This window comes from Sphingomonas sp. (assembly GCF_004799495.1).
Lineage (GTDB): Bacteria > Pseudomonadota > Alphaproteobacteria > Sphingomonadales > Sphingomonadaceae > Sphingomonas.
In genome coordinates this window covers 1-19384 of record NZ_SSMY01000004.1, presented here as the reverse complement: position 1 = coordinate 19384, position 19384 = coordinate 1, and the positions used below count along the sequence as shown (strand labels likewise).

At 66.4% G+C, this 19384-nt stretch carries 16 protein-coding genes; 2 read left to right on the top strand and 14 right to left on the bottom strand.

Features of this window, described 5'->3' with window-relative positions; genetic code table 11:
• Position 1: 1 nt before the first annotated feature.
• On the bottom strand, positions 2-1135 hold the full coding sequence (gene wecB, locus E7773_RS03845) for a UDP-N-acetylglucosamine 2-epimerase (non-hydrolyzing) (protein ID WP_293988427.1): 1134 nt from the start codon (positions 1133-1135) through the stop codon (positions 2-4).
• 320 nt (positions 1136-1455) lie between these two features.
• Between wecB and E7773_RS03840 the strand changes: the two genes are divergently transcribed.
• Positions 1456-1707, top strand: coding sequence for a hypothetical protein (locus E7773_RS03840; RefSeq protein ID WP_293988424.1), 252 nt, complete (start codon positions 1456-1458; stop codon positions 1705-1707).
• Positions 1708-1810: 103 nt separating this feature from the next.
• Here the strand turns inward: E7773_RS03840 and E7773_RS03835 are convergent, their stop codons facing one another.
• Genes E7773_RS03835 through E7773_RS03820 form a run of 4 tightly spaced genes read right to left on the bottom strand, consistent with a single transcriptional unit; the run spans position 1811 to position 7471 of the window.
• Positions 1811-3061, bottom strand: coding sequence for a hypothetical protein (locus tag E7773_RS03835; RefSeq protein WP_293988421.1), 1251 nt, complete (start codon positions 3059-3061; stop codon positions 1811-1813).
• 11 nt (positions 3062-3072) lie between these two features.
• On the bottom strand, positions 3073-5292 hold the full coding sequence (locus E7773_RS03830) for a polysaccharide biosynthesis tyrosine autokinase (protein WP_293988418.1): 2220 nt from the start codon (positions 5290-5292) through the stop codon (positions 3073-3075).
• Positions 5293-5301: 9 nt separating this feature from the next.
• Complete coding sequence (locus E7773_RS03825; protein ID WP_293988415.1) at positions 5302-6060, bottom strand: polysaccharide biosynthesis/export family protein; 759 nt, start codon at positions 6058-6060, stop codon at positions 5302-5304.
• Position 6061: 1 nt separating this feature from the next.
• Positions 6062-7471 carry an O-antigen ligase family protein gene (locus E7773_RS03820; RefSeq protein WP_293988412.1) on the bottom strand — a complete coding sequence of 470 codons (1410 nt, stop codon included), beginning with the start codon at positions 7469-7471 and terminating at the stop codon, positions 6062-6064.
• 278 nt (positions 7472-7749) lie between these two features.
• Between E7773_RS03820 and E7773_RS03815 the strand changes: the two genes are divergently transcribed.
• Positions 7750-8898 (top strand): glycosyltransferase family 4 protein, encoded by a 1149-nt coding sequence (locus E7773_RS03815; protein WP_293988409.1) that lies wholly within the window; start codon positions 7750-7752, stop codon positions 8896-8898.
• Here the strand turns inward: E7773_RS03815 and E7773_RS03810 are convergent.
• From E7773_RS03810 to E7773_RS03770, 9 genes are all read right to left on the bottom strand, one after another.
• The gene (locus E7773_RS03810) at positions 8882-10087 is read right to left on the bottom strand and encodes a hypothetical protein (protein ID WP_293988406.1); all 1206 of its coding nucleotides are present in this window, start codon (positions 10085-10087) and stop codon (positions 8882-8884) included. The two genes, E7773_RS03815 and E7773_RS03810, sit on opposite strands and share 17 nt — an antisense overlap.
• A gap of 29 nt (positions 10088-10116) precedes the next feature.
• Positions 10117-10977, bottom strand: a complete 861-nt coding sequence (locus E7773_RS03805) for an FkbM family methyltransferase (RefSeq protein ID WP_293988404.1) — start codon at positions 10975-10977, stop codon at positions 10117-10119.
• Positions 10978-10984: 7 nt separating this feature from the next.
• Positions 10985-11809, bottom strand: a complete 825-nt coding sequence (locus E7773_RS03800) for an FkbM family methyltransferase (protein WP_293988401.1) — start codon at positions 11807-11809, stop codon at positions 10985-10987.
• A gap of 63 nt (positions 11810-11872) precedes the next feature.
• Complete coding sequence (gene asnB / locus E7773_RS03795) at positions 11873-13792, bottom strand: asparagine synthase (glutamine-hydrolyzing) (protein WP_293988398.1); 1920 nt, start codon at positions 13790-13792, stop codon at positions 11873-11875.
• A gap of 1 nt (position 13793) precedes the next feature.
• Positions 13794-15134 carry an oligosaccharide flippase family protein gene (locus tag E7773_RS03790; protein ID WP_293988394.1) on the bottom strand — a complete coding sequence of 447 codons (1341 nt, stop codon included), beginning with the start codon at positions 15132-15134 and terminating at the stop codon, positions 13794-13796.
• Positions 15131-16315 carry a glycosyltransferase family 4 protein gene (locus tag E7773_RS03785; protein WP_293988391.1) on the bottom strand — a complete coding sequence of 395 codons (1185 nt, stop codon included), beginning with the start codon at positions 16313-16315 and terminating at the stop codon, positions 15131-15133. The genes E7773_RS03790 and E7773_RS03785 overlap by 4 nt, the downstream gene beginning before the upstream one ends.
• Positions 16312-17082, bottom strand: coding sequence for an FkbM family methyltransferase (locus E7773_RS03780; protein ID WP_293988389.1), 771 nt, complete (start codon positions 17080-17082; stop codon positions 16312-16314). Before E7773_RS03780 ends, E7773_RS03785 begins: the two co-directional genes overlap by 4 nt.
• 43 nt (positions 17083-17125) lie before the next feature.
• Complete coding sequence (locus E7773_RS03775; protein WP_293988387.1) at positions 17126-17986, bottom strand: FkbM family methyltransferase; 861 nt, start codon at positions 17984-17986, stop codon at positions 17126-17128.
• Entirely contained in the window at positions 17986-19122 is a 1137-nt protein-coding gene (locus E7773_RS03770) for a glycosyltransferase (RefSeq protein WP_293988384.1), read from the bottom strand. The genes E7773_RS03775 and E7773_RS03770 overlap by 1 nt, the downstream gene beginning before the upstream one ends.
• Positions 19123-19384: the final 262 nt, after the last annotated feature.

The window sequence follows — 19384 nt, the reverse complement described above, 5'->3', positions numbered from 1 at the left end:
GTCAGGCGAACGATTCGACGACAATGCGCGCGATTCGCTCGCTGCTCTTGCCGTCTCCGAATGGGTTGTGGGCGCGGGCCATGGCTTCATAGGCGGCGCTATCGTCCAGAAGTCGTGAAGCTTCGGTAACGATGAGCTCCTCGTCGCTGCCGACCAGCTTGGCGGTGCCGGCGGTCACACCCTCGGGCCGCTCGGTCGTCTCGCGCATCACGAGCACCGGCTTGGCGAGGGCAGGGGCTTCCTCCTGCACGCCGCCGCTGTCGGTCATCACGAAATCGCACAGCGACAGCAGCCGAACGAAACTGGGGTAATCGAGCGGATCGATCATCGCGACATTGTCGAGCCCCGCCAGCACCTCGGCCATCGGCCCGCGCACATTGGGATTGGGGTGCACCGGAAAAATCACCGCGACGTCGGGCCGCCGGGCAATTCGGCGGACGGCCTGGGCGACCGATTTGAGCCCGCCACCGAAATTTTCGCGGCGGTGTGTCGTTACGGCCACAATCCGTTTGCCGGCGTATTTGGCAGCGATGGGTGCGATCGCCGCAGCCAGCGACGCGTCCGAATCGACCCGTGCTCGCGTCTCGATCAAAGCATCGATCACCGTGTTGCCGGTGACGTGGATACGGTCGGCGGGCACATTTTCGGCGAGCAAGGCGTCGCGCGAAGTCTCGGTCGGCGCGAAGTGCTGGTCGGCGATGCTGCCGACGACCTTGCGGTTCACCTCTTCGGGCCAAGGGTGATAGATGTTGCCGCTGCGCAGCCCTGCCTCGACATGGCTGACCGGGATCTTGCGGTAATAGGCGGTGAGGGCGCCGGCCATTGCGGTCGCCGTGTCGCCCTGGACGATCACGCGGTCGGGCTTGTCGGTGTCGAGCACGCGCCCGAGCTCGGTCAGCAGCCGCGCGGTGAGCGCGTCGAGCGACTGGTTGGGCAACATCAGGTCGAGATCGTAATCAGGCGTAATTTTCGCGATCTCAAGGACTTGATCGAGCATTTCGCGGTGCTGCGCGGTCACGCAGACGCGCACGTCGGCGGCGGTGCGGCGAAGCGCATGGACCAGCGGGAACAGCTTGATCGCCTCCGGCCGCGTGCCGAAAACCACCAGGATGCGCGGACGAGCGGGCGACGACATGACTGGCCCTTTCCGGGATTGGGCGACGACAGACAAGGGCTTTGTCGCTGCGCTTGGCTTGCGGATTGGCCGGTCGATCGGTGTCACCATAATTTAACCGTGACGCGGCAATGACCGGTCGATCGTGGCCGATTTCGGAAAAAACTCTGTTGCGTCGCGCAACAAATCCTCCGAACTTGCGTTTGCGATCTGGTTGACCGTCGAGCGGACAAAAAGGGTAGGAACCGTTGCCGTAACTACCCGCGATATGGTTGACAGTCGTCGCGTTTGTGTGGCAAGCGCACGGGGAAATTGGAACGAATAACCAAGGGAGTTTGCTAATGGTGCTGTTTAAGTCCGCTATGACCGCGCTCGCGTCGGTGGCGCTCGCGGCTGCGCCGGCTGTGGCGCAGGCTGCGCCCGCAAAGGGCACCGTCATGGCCAAGGTCAGCACCGTGCGCGCTGGCGCCGATGCGAAGGACGCCAACCACATTCACGGCACCGGCGCCGTCGTCGCCGTGCTCGCGGTTCTGGCGATCATCGCCGGCGTGATCGCCGCGGCCTCGGGCGACTCGAAGCCGAAGAGCCCGTGATTCGCTGATCGCGAAAGAATTCAAGGGCGCGTAGTCATCGACTGCGCGCCCTTTTTATTTGTCGCCGCTCGATGCCCGGTGAAACCCGCGCGCTACTGTCGTCCTAGCGCAGTCGTTTCAATTGCAGGCCGTCGACATAGAGGCCCGGCGTGTCGAACGAGTCTCCGACGGCGGCACCGACCAGCGCTATCCCCTGCTGATCGCAATCGGCCGGCACGTCGAACTCGATCGCATAGGACACCAATTTGCCCGGGATCGTCGTGATCGGTGCTTGGCCAAGTTGGGCTTGATGCTCCTTGGTCATACAGATGACCGACCAACGAAACGTGCCCTTGTCGATCGCGTCGTCGGCAAACGCGCGGCCGCTCAGGCGGTAATGGCCGGGGTAGAGCACGAGTTCCTGGTTGGCGAAGACGGTTTCCTTGTCGCCGGCGAACGACGCAAATAGCGCGCTCCCCATGCCGCCGGGCCCGGGGCCGCGCTCGGCGTAGACGCCCTCGCTGGGGTAGAGCCGCCAGCCGAACGGCGGCGGCGCGTCGAGCCCCGCAAAGTCGGGGTCGTGGAGCAGCGCGGCGCTTTCGCCCTTGGCGCTCGACGGCAGGAGCGCGACCCATTGCGCATAGAGCGTTCGCACCGGGGTCTTCTGCCCCGCGACGACGAAATATTGGTCGAGCTCTTCCTTGCTCGCTGCCGACCCCAGGGCTTTGAGCCGCTGAAGCAACGCGAAGGTCTCGGGCGGGTTGGGGTTCGCCTCGCTCAGCTTGTACAGGAAAGTGCCGCGCCAGTCGGGCTTGGCCGCCAGGGCTCGCGCTAGCGGATCGATGACGCGCGGATCGTTGGTCAGCGCGACGAGCGCCGGCATGATGATTTCCCAGTTCTCGGGCATTTGGCGCAGCACGATATCGGCCTCGCGCACCGACGCCGCGACCTGGCCGGTGCGGAAGCGGTAGTCGAGCAGCCAGGCGTGCGTCAGGTAATCGCGCAGCGACAGGCGCGAGGCGAGCGACAAGAGCCGTTCGGCGCCGGGTTCGTCGTCATTGGCGGCAGTGATGATGCCGATATCGCGCAAGGCTATCACATTGTACGGCGATTGTTCGAGCGCCTGTCGGCTGAACGCCGACAGCTTGGCGGCTTCGTCGCCCATCTGGACGGTCTTCAGCCACTCGTCCGCCCGCGTGCTCATCGCGTCGCCGTTGGTCGGGTCGATCTGTAGCGCGATCTCGGCTGTCGCGGGCGTCGCGAGAAAGAACGCCGCGCCCGAGCGGATCGTGAAAAATCCGCCGACCAGCGCCAGCGCCATCACCGCGATCCGGACCGGGCGAGTCCCCCGCGGAAGCGTGATCGTGACCGGCACGGCGCGAGAGCCTAGCCGGCCGACCGCTTCAGGAACCCGATCCGCTTGTCGCCATATTCGTAATTATAGCCATAGTCGTAGCCGACCTTCTTGGCGTCGAACTTGGTCAGCACCGCTCCCAGGATGTTGGCGTGGACGTCGGCCAGGCGGCGGAGCGAGATGCGCGCGGTCCGGGTGTGCGTATTCTTCGCCGCGACGACGAACATCGTTGCTTCGGCGTAACTCGCGATCAGCGGCGCGTCGGCCAGCCCCAGTACCGGCGGGCCATCGACGACGATGTGATCGAACTGCTCGAGCAAGCGCTCGAACGTCTCGGCCAGTGCCGGGCCGGCCAGCAACTCCGCCGGGTTGGGCGGGATCGGCCCAGAGCTCATCACCATCATGCGGTCGACCGGTCCGGGCCGGATGTAGGTGTTGATGTCGGTCGCCCCGGCGAGGAGATTGGTCAGCCCGCCGGCGTTGGCGAAGCCGAGCATCTTGTGCACCGAAGGGTTGCGCAGGTCGGCGTCGATCAGGATCGTCTTGCGGCCCAGCGCGGCGAAGTTGCGCGCCACCGCCATCGCCGTGGTCGATTTGCCTTCGGACGGGCGCGAACTGGTCACGAACAGGACGCGCGGCGCGCCCTTGGCGGTGGTCAGCCGCAACGCGGTCTGGAGCGACAGATAGGCTTCGGCCAGCGGCGTCTTGCTGTCCTCGAGCAAGTCGAGCGACAGTTCCGATTCGGACACGCGCGGGACGCTGCCGAGCAAAGGCACGCCGAGTTTTCGCTCGAGATCGTGCGGCGCGATGATCGATTCGTCGAGCTGTTCGAGCATGAACGCGACCGCCGCGCCGATCAGCGCGCCGAGCAACAGCCCGAGCAGCAGGTTCATCGTCGTGCGCGGCGTCACCGGCGACCGCGACGCGAGACCGCTGTCGACCACCGACACGTTGTTGGTGCCGACACCGCCGGCGATGCCGATCTCCTTATAGCGTTGCAGCAACGCGTCGTAGAGTGCGCGGTTGGTATCGGCGTCACGCTGGAGCGTCTGGTACTGGACGCTGCGCCCGCGCAGGTCGATGACGCTGTTCTTGAGGCCATCGACCTGGCGCTGGAGGTCGTTCTGGCGCTGAGTCGCGGCCTGATAGTTAGTGCGCAGCGAATCGAGCACGACCGAACCCTGGCGCCCGAGCTGCTTGTCGATCTCGGCGATCTGCTGACGCAACGCGACCATATTCGGATAATCGGGACGGAACGTCGCCGACAGCCGCTGATATTCGGCCTGCAGTTCGGCGCGCGACGACCGCAACTGGTTGATCGTCGGATCGGAGAGGCTTTCGGTCGCGTTCAGCCCGGCGCTACGCGCCGCTTGCTGGTACCGCGCCTCAGCCTGCGCGCGGTCGATCTTTGCGACATTCAACGCGTCGTTGAGCGCACGAAGGTCGGTCGACGTGACCGATTGCCCGGCCGACGGGTCGGCGTCCTTGCCGGTCGCGCCGGCTTCGTAATTGATGATGCGCTGCTGCGCGGCGTAGGCGACCAGCGCCCGTTCGGACGCTTCCAGCTTCACCCGCGTATTCTCGATCTGCTGCTGCAGGAAGCTGCGGGCATAAGCGGTCGCCTGGAACCGGCGGTTGAGGTTGGACGTGATGAAATTCTTGGCCATGGCGTTGACCACCGACGCCGACAGGTCGGGATTGGGACTGTCGAAGCTGACCGACACCAGGCTCGACCCGCGCAGCGGCTCGACCGTGAGATGCGCCATCAACAGCCCGGCTGCGGCGAGCTCGCGCTTGCGGCGATCGCCCTTCAGCGCGTCCGCCGGCGGATTGCCGCCGCTATAGCCGTAGAGAAACCCGACATTGTCGGCGAGCCGCAGCGTTTCGACGGTCTGCTCGGCGAGCGCGCGGCTGCGCAACAGGCCGTACTGGGTCTGATAGAATTCGGGCGACGCCGCCGTCGCCTTGGGCGTTCCGTCGTCGGTATTGACCACGCGCTGCGTCTCGCGCGCGACTTCGAGCGATGCGGTCGAACGGTACAGCTTGACCGTGGTGGCATTGATGAACACCGCGGCCAGCACGCCCGCCGCGATGATCGCCAGAACGATCCACTTCTGGCGCACCAGTACCTGGATATATTGCGTCAGCGCGCTCTCGGTGTCCTGCTGCTGCAGGAACTGCTCGAGCGCGAGCCGCGAGCCGTCGGGATGTGCGTCCGCGCCGAGATCGAGCGGGAGATTGCTAGTGGCCAAGAGAGAACCTTACTTGCTGATCTGATAGAATATGCCGGCCAGCGGGGCGACCGACAGGATGTCCTTGAACAGCTTCCTGCCCGCGCTTTCGCCGATCACGACCAGGTCGTTGCCGAAAATCTCGGGATCCTCGGCGCGCGCGCCGCGGATATCCTTGATATTGTATCGTGCGACCAGCCGCTGGCCGCCGACCGTGCGGAACACGATCGCCTCGCGCAGCGATGCCAGGTCAGACGTGCCGCCGGCGATCGCGACCACGCGGATCAACGTCGTGCGGCCGACAATGGGGTACTGGCCGGGCTTGTTCACGCTGCCTTCGACGGTGACGAGCTGACCGACCGCCTCCGTGACCGTCACGCTGACCTGGGGATTCTGCAGGTAGCGGCCGGCGAGCGCGGCCTCGATCTTGTGCGCAAGCTCGTTGGTGGTGCTGCCCATCGCCGGGATCTGTCCAATCAGCGGCATAGAGAAGTTGCCGGCCCCGTCGACCTGGCCGTTGGTGGTCAGGTCGGACACGCCAAATACGGTTACGGTCAGCTTGTCGAGCGGCCCGATCCGGTAATCCGCCTGCTCGCGCGAAATGTCGGTGATCGACGGAGCGGGCAGCGTCGTTTCCACCTTGGCCGCGCTAGCGGTCTGCGCGTTGAAATTGGAGCCCGCGCACCCGCCAACCATGCTGGCCAGAATGCCGACTGCGATAACCCTGCCGTAAATACGCGCCTCCCTGCGCGGCGACGCCGCGACGATACTCGATGCCCGGTACCACATCTTAATTCTGCTCATAGCCCGGAAAAGCCTCATTCGCCAATTTGCCGCGCGATCGCCGCCGCGTCGCGGTGCGGCTTTCGTTCGGCGCGGTCAGGAACGCCGCGAGAAACGCGAAGGTCGCCGCGATCGCACCGGTTCGCATCGGATAGTCCCCGCCGCTGTGCAGCAGCACCAGCGCCATGAACAGTGCCGCGGTCGCCTGTTGCCGCCGTACGCGCGACGATTCGTCGCCGTTGCGCCAGATGCCGACCACGCGGAACCCGTACCAGACGAGGAAGGCGAGCACCAACGCGATCCCGGCTAGCCCAGCCTCGATCGCGACCTGCGCATAATCGTGATGCGCCTGGTTCCAATAGCCGAAGTTGAGTTCCTGGGCCTTCTCGTAGCTTTTGAAGATCGGTTCGAAGCTGCCCAGCCCCGATCCGAACGGGAAGAAATCGTGAATGATTCGGCCGAACTGCGGCAGCAAATTGACTCGTTCCTGCGTATCCGATCCCCACGCGAAGCGGCCCGACAGCAACGTGCCGCTCAAGACCAGGCCGAGTCCGGCGGCCAGCGCGATCGTCACCGCTGCGGCGCCGCCCAGCACATAGCTCCGCCGCAACCCGACGCGCTCGAACGGCAGCATCGTCATGCCGCCGACGAGCGCAATGACCGAGAAGATCGCCCCTGCGCGCGAACTGGTGCCGGCGATGCCGAACAGCAGGACGGCGACGGCGACCCCTGCGGACACCACGGCGGGCGCGACGATGCGCCCCGTCACCGCCATCGAATCCCCCAGCCACGCCAGCGCGATGATGATTGCGCCGGCCAGGAACAGCGACAGATGGTTGGCGTTGGCGAAGAAGCCGACGCTCGAATCGTCGTTGGTGATATGGTAAAAATAGAGCGGGCTCGATGAGCCTGACGTGAGCTGGAGGAGGCCCACGACCGCGCTGATGAGCGCCAGCGCGAGCATTGCGCGCAACACTACCGCACGGCCCGCGAAATCGAGATGCGAGCCGAGCAAATACGCCGCCAGCGGCACGAACAGCGCGAGCAGGAAATCGAGCGTCCGGCTCGGCGACAGACTGATCGGCAACCAGGGCTGCACGCCGATCGCGGTATAGACGTCGCGCGCCAACCCTCGGCCGGGCAGGGCGGTCCACACCGACCAGGGCAGCGGGATCAACTGGATCAACGGTACCGCGAACAGCAGGAGCCAGAACACCAGCACCGGGCGCTCGATCTTGATCGGCGAACCGTGCCGCCGCCAGAACAGGTAGACGAGCGCAATCAGCGCGGCGAGCCGCGGGACGATCGATGTGCCGACGTTGTAGCGCGACGCGCCGCCGAACAGCACCGTCACGACCAGGAATATCAGCGCGGCATAGAGCGTGTGGGGCCGGTTCGACCGGAAAAAACTCGGCATAGGACGGTCGGCTGGCCCCGCGGGCGCGCCCCATGCGCGCGAAGCAAGCGCCCTAGCCGCTAAGCCCCGCGATGCCAAGCGCGGCAACCATGTCCGGGGAGGTTCGATTAACGAAGCTCGGCCTAATGTGCGATCGCCGTCATCGGTTTGCTCTGGCCAAGAGAATGGCTCCCTTTTTTGCCGCAGGAAAAGCCCGCACTGACCCACTCCGGTCAAAAATGCGATGAATCGCAATGGAATAGGCTTGCTTGGCAGAGGGTCAGCCCTATCGGCCCGTTATGAGCTTCATGCAGCATGAGCCCATTCCCGCGCCGGGGCGCGGGCGCCGCGTGTTGATGCTGGTGACCGACGCTTATGGCGGCCATGGCGGCATCGCGCTCGCCAACCGCGACGTCATCGAAGCGATGTGTCTCGACCCGACGATCGAGCAGGTCGTCGCGTTGCCGCGCATAGCGAAATTGCCCTTGCGGGACGATCTGCCGGACAAGCTCGACTTCGACACATCGGCGATCGGTGGCGCGCGCGCCTATTTGCGGGCGGTAGCCCGGACGATGCGCAGCGGTCCGTTCGACATGGTGTTTTGTGGGCATATCAACCTGCTGCCGCTGGCCCGCGCGGTCGCGACACTGCTGCGCACACCGCTGTCGCTGACGATCCACGGGATCGAAGCGTGGACGCCCAGCCGGCGCGCGATCACGCGCTGGGTCGCGCGGTCGGCCGATCTTGTCACCGCGGTCAGCGCGCTGACGCTCGAACGGTTTCGATCCTGGGCACCATACCCCGACGCGCAATGTGCGGTATTGCCGAATGCGGTCCATCTCGATCGCTTTTCGACCGGGCCCAAGAGCGCCGAGCTCGAAAGGCGCTACGATGTCGCCGGGCGGCGCGTAGTCATGACTTTTGGCCGACTCGCCGGGCACAAACGCTACAAGGGCTTCGACCGCATGCTCGAATCGCTCGGCGGCATGGTCGAGCGCGCGCCCGACCTGGTGTACGTGATCGCCGGCGACGGCGTCGATCGGCCGCGGCTGGAGCGCAAGGCGCTCGCGCTCGGCATAGCCGATCATGTCCGCTTCACCGGCATGGTCGCCGAGCACGAAAAGGCCGATCATTATCGTTTGGCCGACGTCTACGCGATGCCGAGCCGGGGCGAAGGCTTCGGCTTCGTCTTGCTCGAAGCGATGGCCTGCGGCATTCCCGCGATCGGGAGCACGCTGGACGGCACGCGCGAGGCGATGCGCGAGGGGGAACTGGGGCTGGTCGTCGATCCGCTCGATACGGTGGCGCTAGTCGACGCGGTGGTGTCCAGCCTCAACCGGCCGCATGTGGTACCGCCGGGGCTCGAACATTTCGCGTATCCGAAATTCGTGAAGCGCGTGCACCGCATCACCGCCCGCCTGATGGCGCGCGCTAGTGTGCCGGGCTGACGGCGCGCGCGAAAATATTCTCCAGCTGCGCGGCCCCGGCGTCCCAGCTCACGCCCGAAATGTCGAGATCGGGGGCTGCCGGGCGACGCTCTCGCCACAAGGCGTAAGCGCGGTCGAACGCACTCGCCAACTGCTCCTCGTTGCGACAGACATCGAGGTCGCCCGCGACGCGCTTGGCCAGGTCAATCGTTTCGGGGTGTTCGCCCGGAAAGACGATGACCGGGCGGCGACAGGCCATCAGCTCGAGCGCCTTGTGGTGGAACCCGAACGCCGCCCAGGTGTAGCAGTTCGCCCCTGCGTCGTGGCACAGGTCGGCGAGCTCGCCGTGCGGTATGTTCGGTGTGACCGTCGCCTCGCAGGCGAGCCCGGACCGCTCGACCACATCGGTGACGTCGGCGTGTTGCGCCCCGGCGTAACGGAACAGCGTCTCGCGAGCGCGGCTTTCGCCGCCCCGCGCTACCCAGCCGGCGAGCGCGCCGACGAAGCGCTGGAGATTGCCCGTGTCGTAGGCGCTGCCCACCAGCGTCACGAGGAATCGATCGGCGCGCGGCAGGCTGGTGTGCGATGCCACCATGTCCGGCGCGACGCCCGAATAGATCACCGTGCGCGGCTGACGGAACCATCGCCCTGCGGCGTCGCCGTGGAGCACGGCGTTCGTCGTGACCGCGACCGCGTTGCGAAAGCGGCGAGCGAGCGGCTTATGCAGGCCCGCGGGCACGTAATTCGCGAAATTGTCCTTGAAATCGATCGCCCACGGTGCGCGTGCGCGCGCCGCGAGCTGCTGGCCGACGACGAGATTGCTCAAGTTGCCGAAGTTCGCCCATACGATGCCGGGGCGGAATTCGCCGGCGATCGTATCGTAAACGGGTCGGGCGCCCGCCACCCAATCGCCCTGCACGCCACCCTGGGTGAGGATGAGCCCGGCGGTCAGCGCGCGCCGTACCACGCCCGGTGTCGAGGCTGAGCGTTGCAACGATAGCAACGCCTTGGGCTGCAGTGCGCGCTCGACCAGCAGCGGTTCGCACCAAGCGTGGCTGCGGATCCGTTCCGCAAGCGCAACTTCGGTCTCGTCAGCCGCCGCACCTCTGGGCGCGGGTGCGAGCATGAGGACCGAATGCCCCCGCGCCGCCATCGCGCGCGCCAGCGACGCCACGCGCAGCCCGTACACATGCCCGAGCGACGGGCTCATGTCCGAGACGAAGACGCAGCGCATCGGCGTCAGGGGCGGTCGTAGCTGCGCGGGATGCGGCACCCGTCGGGCAGCGACCGGCCCGCGGGCCACGCGACGTAATTGCACACTTCGTCGGCGCCACGCGTCAGCGATTCGAGCGGACGCAACTCGCCCTGATGCGTGATCTTGAGCAACGTGTAGCCGGCGTCGAGGCCGTGGAAGAACGCGACCGAGCGGCGCAGCACGTCCTCCTCGTACGCTTCGAACACGACGATCGGCTTGCACCGGAGGATCGTTTGGCGCGCGCCGGCGAGCACGACATCCTCGAACCCTTCGACATCGATCTTGATCAGGTCGACCGGCTCGGCGGCGAGTTCGAGGTCGAGCGTCGTCATCGGCACGCTCAGCGTCGTCGCGTCATGCTCGCTGCCACTGCCCGCGAACGACGATCGGTCGACTTGCGACCGGAGCTTGAACTCGGCGGTACCGGGCTCGGCGCCGACCGCCTTGGGGATGATCCGGACGCCGGGGAAATGCGCCGCGACCTGGGCGAGATAGGGCTGGCACAGCGCGAGCGGCTCGAACGTCAGGATCCGCGCATCGGGCGCGACCCCGGCCATCAGCGCGGTGGTATAGCCGATGTTGCCGCCGACATCGGCGATCGTGCGCGCGCCTTTCGCGGCGAAGGCAAGCACGTCGTCCTCGACCGCCTGATGTCGGTAATAACCGTACACGGCGAGCGGGTAGAAGACGTTGAGTGCGAGATCGCCGCGGAAGGTGAAGCCGTTGGCCTTCAGCGTCGCTGGATAGCGCGCCAGCCCCGGTAGGACCGGGCGCAGCAGCTTGACCAACCGGTGCCCGCCGCGCGGCATCGCGCGCGCAAGGCCCATCACGATCGACGACAGCATCCCGCCCTCAGAGCCCGTAATCGCGGACGGGAATGTCGCCGCGCGCCATCCGTTCGTCGCTCACGCCGACGTACATCGCGAACATCGTCGTGCAGGAATCGATATGGACGTCGTATTTGAGCGGGGTCAGGAAACCGTTGAACAGGTGGTAGAGCTTGTACGGCTTGTCCTCGAAATATTCGGTCACTTCCCACAGGTAGCGCTTCGATCCGGTCCATCCGCTGGCGAATTCGAACATGAAGATATCGATCGCCTGCTCGCCGAGCAGCCGCGTGGCGCCTTCGAGCACGTGGAGGTCATAGCCCTCCGCATCGACCTTCATGAAATTGACGCGATCGACGGCGTTGTCCGCGCACCATTGGTCGAGCGTGGTGATCGGCACCTTGTAGGTGCGGGGCTTCTCGCCCGGCATTTCCTTCCGCTTCGCCAGGCTGTTGCACATATTGTCGTAATCGTAGAACTCGAGCTCGCCCGGCTCGGCGGCGAGTCCCTGGTTGACGAAGGTTATGCGTTCGTCGCTCTTGAAGTCCTTGTCGTAGCATCCAAGAGCGAAGCGCGACGGGTCGAAACCGATCACCCGCGCCTTTGGCCGCGCTTTCAGGATTTCCGCGGTCGAGGCGCCGTCGTGGAAGCCCACGTCTATCGCGAGCGGCGCGTCGTCCATCAGCGTCGCCAGCCAGCGCTCGCCATTGGTTTCGCCGTTGAGCGAATAGTTGCGCACGACCACGTCGAACTTGCGGCTGAAGCGGATGAAGCGCCGCGCGATGCTCGCCCCCACGGGATTCCAGAACAGTTTCTGGAGGAGGTGATGGCGGGTCGTGGCATTAAGCATGTACGCACATCCAATTGCATGGCCCGGTGGTTGCCGGAAGCATTCGAGAAATATCGGTAGCGGTCAGGCGGCGTTGCGCAAGGCGGCGGATTGCTGGGCGCCGATTCGGCCGAGGAATTCACGGCGCCAGCTTTCGATGATGAACGGCTGCCACAGCGTCCAGCCGAGCCCGTCCTCGCCCGCTTCGACGCGCGCCAGCATGCGATCCCAATATCCCGCCATCCAGAACGGCGACTGGCGGAAACTGTCCGACGCGAAGATGTCGCGGACTTGCTGGATCATGCGCGGCGACTTGAACCACAAATCCTGCGGCGGGTTGAACCCCTGCTTGCGCCAGCGCGTGCGGATTTCCTCGGGCAGGATGCCGCGCATGCTTTCGCGCAACAGCCGCTTGTTCTGGACCTCGCCCATCAACAGGTGCGGCGGGAGCGACAGCGCGAAATCCGCGAGGCGATGGTCGCAGAAGGGCAGACGCACCTCGCGCGAATGCGCCATCGAATTGCGGTCGCCATAGCGCAGCAGCGTCGTTAGGAACCCGCCGAAACTGTCCTCCGCGAGCGCGCTGGATAGCGTGTTGAAGCCGGGAATGCGCGTGCGGCCGTTCTCGACCATGATGCGCTGCGCGACCCCCGGCTCGATCGCATAATACAGGCTCGACCCCGCACCGAGCCGATTGGCGAGCAAGTGGCGCAGGCGGAAGGGCAGGCGGTCGCGCCACGATCGCGACACGCCGTTGAGCGCTCCGCCGTAGCGCGCCTGGATCTCGGGCAGCTCGCGCTCGAGCCGCGCGGTGTCGCCGGTTTCCTGCAACGCCGCGACGTAGAGTCCGAAATAGGTCTCGTACCCGCCGAGCAACTCGTCGGCGCCTTGCCCGTCGAGCAGCACGGTGACGTCGTGCTGCTTGGCGAGGTGGAACACGCACCATTGCGCGAACTGGCTCGACCCGCCGGTCGGCAGCTCGTTGTGCCAGATGAAGCGCGGCAGATCGTTGAGCAGGCGGTCGACCGTGGGCTCGACCAGATGGCGCTTTACGCCCGTCGCGTCGATCACGACCTGGGCATAGTGCAGTTCGTCCGCCGGCGTGTCGGGGAAGTGGCCGGTGAACGTATTATAGTCGGCATCGGCGCCGACTAGCTCGCGCGCGATGCACACGATCGCGCTCGAATCGAGCCCGCCCGACAGGCACGACCCGACCGGCACGTCGCTGCGCAACCGGATGCGCACCGAGTCGGTGAGGAGATCGCGGAACTCGGCGAAAATATCGGCCTCGCTCGCGCCGGCGCGGTCGGTGTTGGGGCGCGGCGCGTAATAGCGCCAGATGTCGGGGCGGAGGGTGTCGAGGTCGATCGCGACCGCTTCGCCGGGCAGAAGTTGCTGGACGTCGCGGAACACGGTCTGCCGGTCGGCGTCGAGCCCGGTGCTGGGATTGCACGCCGCGCGGAGCAGGCGGAGCTCGTCATACTCATGACCGACCCCAGGCAGGCTGAGCAGCGCCTTGTACTCGGACCCGAACATGAACGCGTCGGGCCGCGAGACGAACAGGAATGGCTTTTCGCCATAGCGGTCGCGCGCGCCGAGCAACGTTCGGTTTGCGCGGTCGAACAGCATGAACGCGAACATGCCGTTCAGCCGGTCGAGCACGCCGCGGCCCCACGCGCGATAGCCCTCGATGATGACTTCGCTGTCGCTCTCCGACACGAAGCTCGCGCCCATCGCGATCAGCTCGCGCTTCAGCTCGACATAATTGTAGATCTCGCCGTTGAAGATCAGCGCGAAGCGGCCGTCGGGAGACAGCATCGGCTGGTCGCCGGCATGGCTCAGGTCGATGATCGACAGGCGGCGGTGGCCGAACCAGATGCCAGCTTCCGCGTCGCGCCATTCGCCTTCGCCGTCGGGCCCGCGATGCGCGAGGCTGTCGAGCGCGGCGCGGTACCGCCCCACCTCGATCGGTCCCTTGGCCACGACGCCCAATATTCCGCACATGCTACGCCATCTCCGCGGGTCGCGTGGCCGTTTCGCCCGGTGGGGGCACGAACACCGCGATCAGCGCCGCCGTTACCATCCACGCCGCCAGCTGAATATAGCCTAGAATCGCGCCGGTTAGCGTTTCCGCATACCAGAATGTCCCGCCGATCGCGATCAGCGCGAAGGGCACGAACAACAGCAACTGGAGCCACATCCGCCCGCTCGCGACCAATTCCTGTTGGCGCGCGGTGACATAGGCGGTCGGCACGAGCGCGATCAGAAACAGGCCGAACAGGAAGTTCTGCCCGCGAAAGGCCGGGCCGTAGAGCGCTAGGATCAGGCTGGACGCCAGTATCGCGACACCCGAGAACGCGAGCGCGACTGCCAGGTTGAGCCAGATGTGATAACGCTGCAGCCGCCGCGTCTGGGCGTGGTCGTCGTCACCGAGGTAGCGCCCGAGCATCGGCACGATCGCGCTCGCCAGCGAGGCCATGATGACGAGGATCGGCGATCGCCATTGCAGGCCCGTGTTGATGATCGCGAGATCCTTGAGCCCGAGTGGCTGGCGAGTCAGGTAGTAATTGCCGATCCACACCGACACGCCGGTCACCACCGACAGCAGCCCGCTGGGGAGCGAAAAGTGGACGATCGCGCGCGCCGAGCCGAGCGCCTGGCGGAAATCGGTTTCGGCAGCGAGCCGCTTGCTGATCGCGCGCGCGGGGATCGCCACCGCGATCAGGCGGAAGATCGTGCCCGCCGCGACGACCGCCAGCACCGTCGTCAAGGTCGGCGAATAATGCAGCACAAGCACCAATGCCGCGACGGACAGGACAGCGGTGGCGACGCGCGCCTGCGCGAGCACGCGGAACCGCTCGCTCGCCTGCAGCACCGCATCGCTCAACCCGGCCTGAACCGAGGCGAGCAGGATCACGCCGCCCAATACGATCGGCCAGCCGAATCCCCCTTCGGCGAACAGCCAGCGCGATAACGGGCTCGCGAACACAATCGCCACGGCGAGTGCGAACCCTGTCGTCGCCAGCGTCAGCCGACGCCCGAGCAATACGACGGCACCGGCCCGCGCAGGGTCGCGTGTCTGGAAGCGCGAGACGAAATACACCACCGAATAGGGCAGCTGCAGGCTGACGATCGGCGAGAGCAGGCTGATCGTCGAGAACAGCAGCGCGTACCGCCCGTAATTCTGGATATCGATCGCGCGGGCGATCAGGACGGTCTGGGCGAGCGCCGCGACGCGTTCGATCAGCGACGACAGGAACAGCCACCCCGCGCCGCGCAGCCAGCTCGCGATCGCGCTGTCGCTGCGCCAATAGCTCGGGCTGAACAGCTTGCGTGCGGCGCTCATCGCGGTCGCGCGCGCGCCGTGGCGATGCCTTGCTTCAGCCCGGCGACGCTCGCCGCGACATCGCATTCGTCGAAGATCGCGCGCGACCGTTCGCTCATCGCGGCGCGGCGCGCGTCGTCGCTCGCCAGCCCGTCGATCGCCGCGGCGAGCGCGGGGATGTCGGTACACGGGAAAACGATCGTGTTTTCGCCCGGCCGCGCGATGTCGGTCGGCCCCGCGGCGCCGATCCTGTCACTCAGGATCAACGGCAGGCCGATGCACGCGCCTTCGGAACAGATCAGCGGGTGCGGATCGTGCTGCGACGGGTGCACCAGCATGTCCGCGGCGGCGTAGAGCCCGGGCAGCTTATCGACGTTGACGAACCCGGCGAAACGCGCTTCGACGCCCGACGCTGTCGCCTTGGCGCGCAGTTCGTCCATCAGCTCGCCATTGCCGGCGAATAAGGCGGTGACTGTGCGTCCGCGGGTTTGCGCGAGCGCGTCGATCAGGTCTCCCGGGCGCTTGCGCGGTGACAACTTGCCGACGAACAGCGCGACGATCGCGTCGTCGGCGATATCGTATTGCGCGCGCGTTGCGGCGCGCAGCGCGGCGCGGTTCGCCTGCGCGGCGCGGTAGGTCGCTTCGTCGATCGTGAACGGAGAACGGAAGATGCGGTCCGCCGGCGCGCCGTAATAGCGGTAGAACTCCGCGTTGCGGTCTCCCACCGACAGGAGCGCGGAATAGCGCCGGAAGATCGCGCGGACGACGACTTCCTTGAGCGCCCTGGTGACCGTCGTGCGGTCGCGCAGCAATTCCGAATCGCCGATCGTCATCAGCGGCACCTTGTGCCGGCGGCACCACCGGATCGCGCGGAACACATTGGCCTGCATGTGACCGTAAACGAGGACGACATCGGGCCCGAACGCCGCCAGCCGCTGGCCGATAACCGGCGAATCGGGCTGGCGCACGCTCGACTGGCCGCCCTCTGGCACCGCGCCGAGGAACTCGTTCGAATAGCCACCGAGCATGTCCATGTTCCAAGAGATCTGCGTCCGCATCTCCTCGTCGTAATAGGATTCGACCCCGATCGGCGCGCCGAAGAGCACGTGCAGCTCGATATCGGAATCGGCCGCGATCGCGCGGTAGAACGGCACGAAATGCTGGATCGGATGGGTGACGACGATCGCCAGGCGCGTTTTCACGCCGGCCTCTTGGGCTCGAGCACGACGACCGGGCCATATTGGTCGAGCAGGGCGAACCGCCCGGTCGCCAAGATCGCGGCGATCAGATCGTCGTGGCTGCCATGATCGGGGGTACCGTGCGTCTCCATTACGACGACCCGCGCCTTGGCCAGCGCGTCGAGGTCGTGCTCGACGATCCGCCACTCGACGCCTTCGATGTCGCAGACCAGCGCGAAGTCGGTCAGACCGTGTCGCTCGATCAATTGTCCCAGCGTGACCGCCGGAACCTCGATCGTCGGCAATCCATCGGCGTCGGCGGCGATCCGCCCGCTGTCCGACCGTTCGCCCAGCGCGAACCTGACGGTGCCGCCGGCCCCGTAGCTGATCGCCGCCTCGACGATCTCCACGCCGCGCGCGCAATCGTTGAGCGCGAGGTTGCGGCGCAACACCTCGGCGAGCCTGGGGTCCGCCTCGACGACGAACTGGCGGCGGTCGGCGGCGATCCGGCGGCGAATCGTGCAGCTGATCACGCCCAGGCTGCCGCCCAGTTCGAGCACGTCGCAATCGGTCGGTAGGTAACGCTGGACGAAGCGGTATTCGGCCGATTCGTAGCCATTGACCAGCAACGCCGCCTTGGTCTCGGCATCGACCACCGGGCTAGAGGTGTCGATCGTCAGCCCCCGGTGCGGGATGCGGTTGCCGAGCACGCGCGCGGCGATGATCCCGGTCCAGCGGTTGGCGATGATCGGTCCGACGAAACGCTTCACATGGGTGGTCAGGCTGGTCATGGCGCCCCGATGGGTGAAGCGGCGGGGAGGGTCAAGGCGGGCTTCATCGCGGCACGATCACCCAGTCGCCCCCGACGATATCGGCGGCATCGGCTTCGACCAGTGTGGCGTGCGAGACGAGCCCGGTGCTTTCGGTCGACATGCGGAAGTAGCGGGCCGGGGCGGGCAGCAACGCGATCAGCGCGGCGATCTCGTCGGCCACGGTGTGCGCCCCGCCGCCGACCTCGACCCAGACGATCGGGCGGTCGCGGCGGATGATGTCCTGCAAGCCGGCGAACACCTGCACTTCGAAGCCCTGGACATCGCACTTGATCGCGTCGATCCGCCCGGGCGCATGGGCGCCGACATAAGCGTCGCCGGCTTCGATCCGCGACATGCCTATCCGTTCGAGCGGCAGATCGTATTGGTCAGTCGTCAGGAAAGTCCCGAGCCCCTGATTGGTCCCGACCGGCGCGAACAACTCAAGGTCGGCTGGCGCGTCGCCCAGCCCGACATGATGCACCGCGATGTTCCGCGCGTCGTTGAGCGCGACGTTGCGCCGCAGCCGGTCGATCACCAGCGGGTTCGGCTCAAACGACAGGACGTGCTCGAACGCCTGGCTGAAACGCAGCGAATGCGTGCCGATGTTAGCGCCGATATCGAGGATCGTGCCGCGCCGCTCGCGCGGGACCAGCGACAGGAACAGGTCGATCTGCTCGCGCTCGTAGCCGCCGTAGAGATAGAATTCGCGCTCGATCAGCGACCCCAGATCGCCTTCGAGCCACAGCCCGTCATTGGCGACACGGAACGCCCCGCTCGATCCCGCTGCAGCCGCGGCGACGCGGTGCCAGCCGCGCAGGTTGGTCAGGCCGCGCATCGCCCGCATCGCGCGCGCGGCGGCGGAAGGATGAAGTTCGCTCGGCATCAATGCCCCGCCAGCCGGTGAAAGAGGTGCGTCATATCGGTGCGTGCGGTGCTCGACGCGACGAACGCCTCGGCCGCCGCGCGCGCGCCGGCGCGCCATGCCGCACGGTCTGCGGCGGACATTGCCGCCAGCCGGTCGATCGCCGCGGCAATGCCTACCGGATCAGGAAGCGCGATGTCGAACCCCGCCTTCGCCGCCTCCAGTCCACGCCACGGGGTCTTGTCGCCGATCACGACCGGTGTTCCGGCGGCGAGCGCTTCGAAAATCGCGTGCCCGAAATTCTCCGAGCGCGATGGCAGCAGCAGCACGTCCTGCGCCGCCATCGCCCTGGGCACCGCGTCGTTGGTCAGTTCACCCGCATGATGCGCGGTGACGTTGGTGGGGAGCGCGGCGATCAACGCCCCGCACCGTGCCCAGTGCGCCGCGTCGCTGACGGGTCCGTAGATCGTGAAATCGACGCGCTGCCTGACCAGCGCGAGCGCCTCCAGCGCAATATCGAGCCCTTTGACGGGAGAGATGCGGCCAAGAAACGCCGCGCGGAACGTCGCGCCCGGGCAATAACCGGGCAGCGCAAACAGCGGCCGGACATTGCCGATCCGCTCGACCGGATTGCGCGGGAAGGCAGCGCGGATGTCGGCTTCCTCCTCGGTGCTTGTGACCTGGAAGGTTACCTGCTTCGCCAGTCCGAGCGCGGTGACGATGCGACGGTACAGCCCCTTGCGTCCCCCCTTCAGCCCGAGCGCGCCCGACGAGAATTCGCCGCGCGGCGCGATGATCGTGGGTCGCCGCGGCGCCTTGCCGAAGCGGCGCGCGAGCAGTGCCGGGATGGTGAACTCGCGGTCGAAGAAGCCGTTGGAAAACAAAACGTCGTGCGGGGTGTCCCGCAACAACGCAGCCAGCCCTTCGGCACCGTTCCGCCCGACGGTCAGGTAATGAATTTTCGCCCAGCCCAGATTGAACCACGCGTCGTTCGCGACCAGCGCCTCGGTCGCGCCGAACGGGCGGTCGCGCGCGACGAGCAGGAAATCGAATTCGTCGGACAGTGCCTGGCACATCGTCTTGACGCTCAGGTTCGGCCCGGCCGATTCGTGACCCGGCCAGAACGCGCCGATCAGGATGAGGATACGCGGTTTCACTTAGGGTCCGTATTCAATTGCCGCGCGGTCGTGACGGAGCCGATTTTGGTGTTGGGCAAGAAGCAAGGAGGGAGCGATGCCTCTGCGCATCGTGACCGACGAAGCGACGCCGCCCGGCGCCAAAATCGGCCCGCCGCGAAGCGGTCGCCCGGAGAAGCCCGCTGGATGCGCAGGTCGCCGTGTCCCCCGGACACGGCTAAACCGTCCGGGGGACGGTTTACCTGCGCATCGTCACTTGCTTGCGCGTAGCTTTGGCTACGCG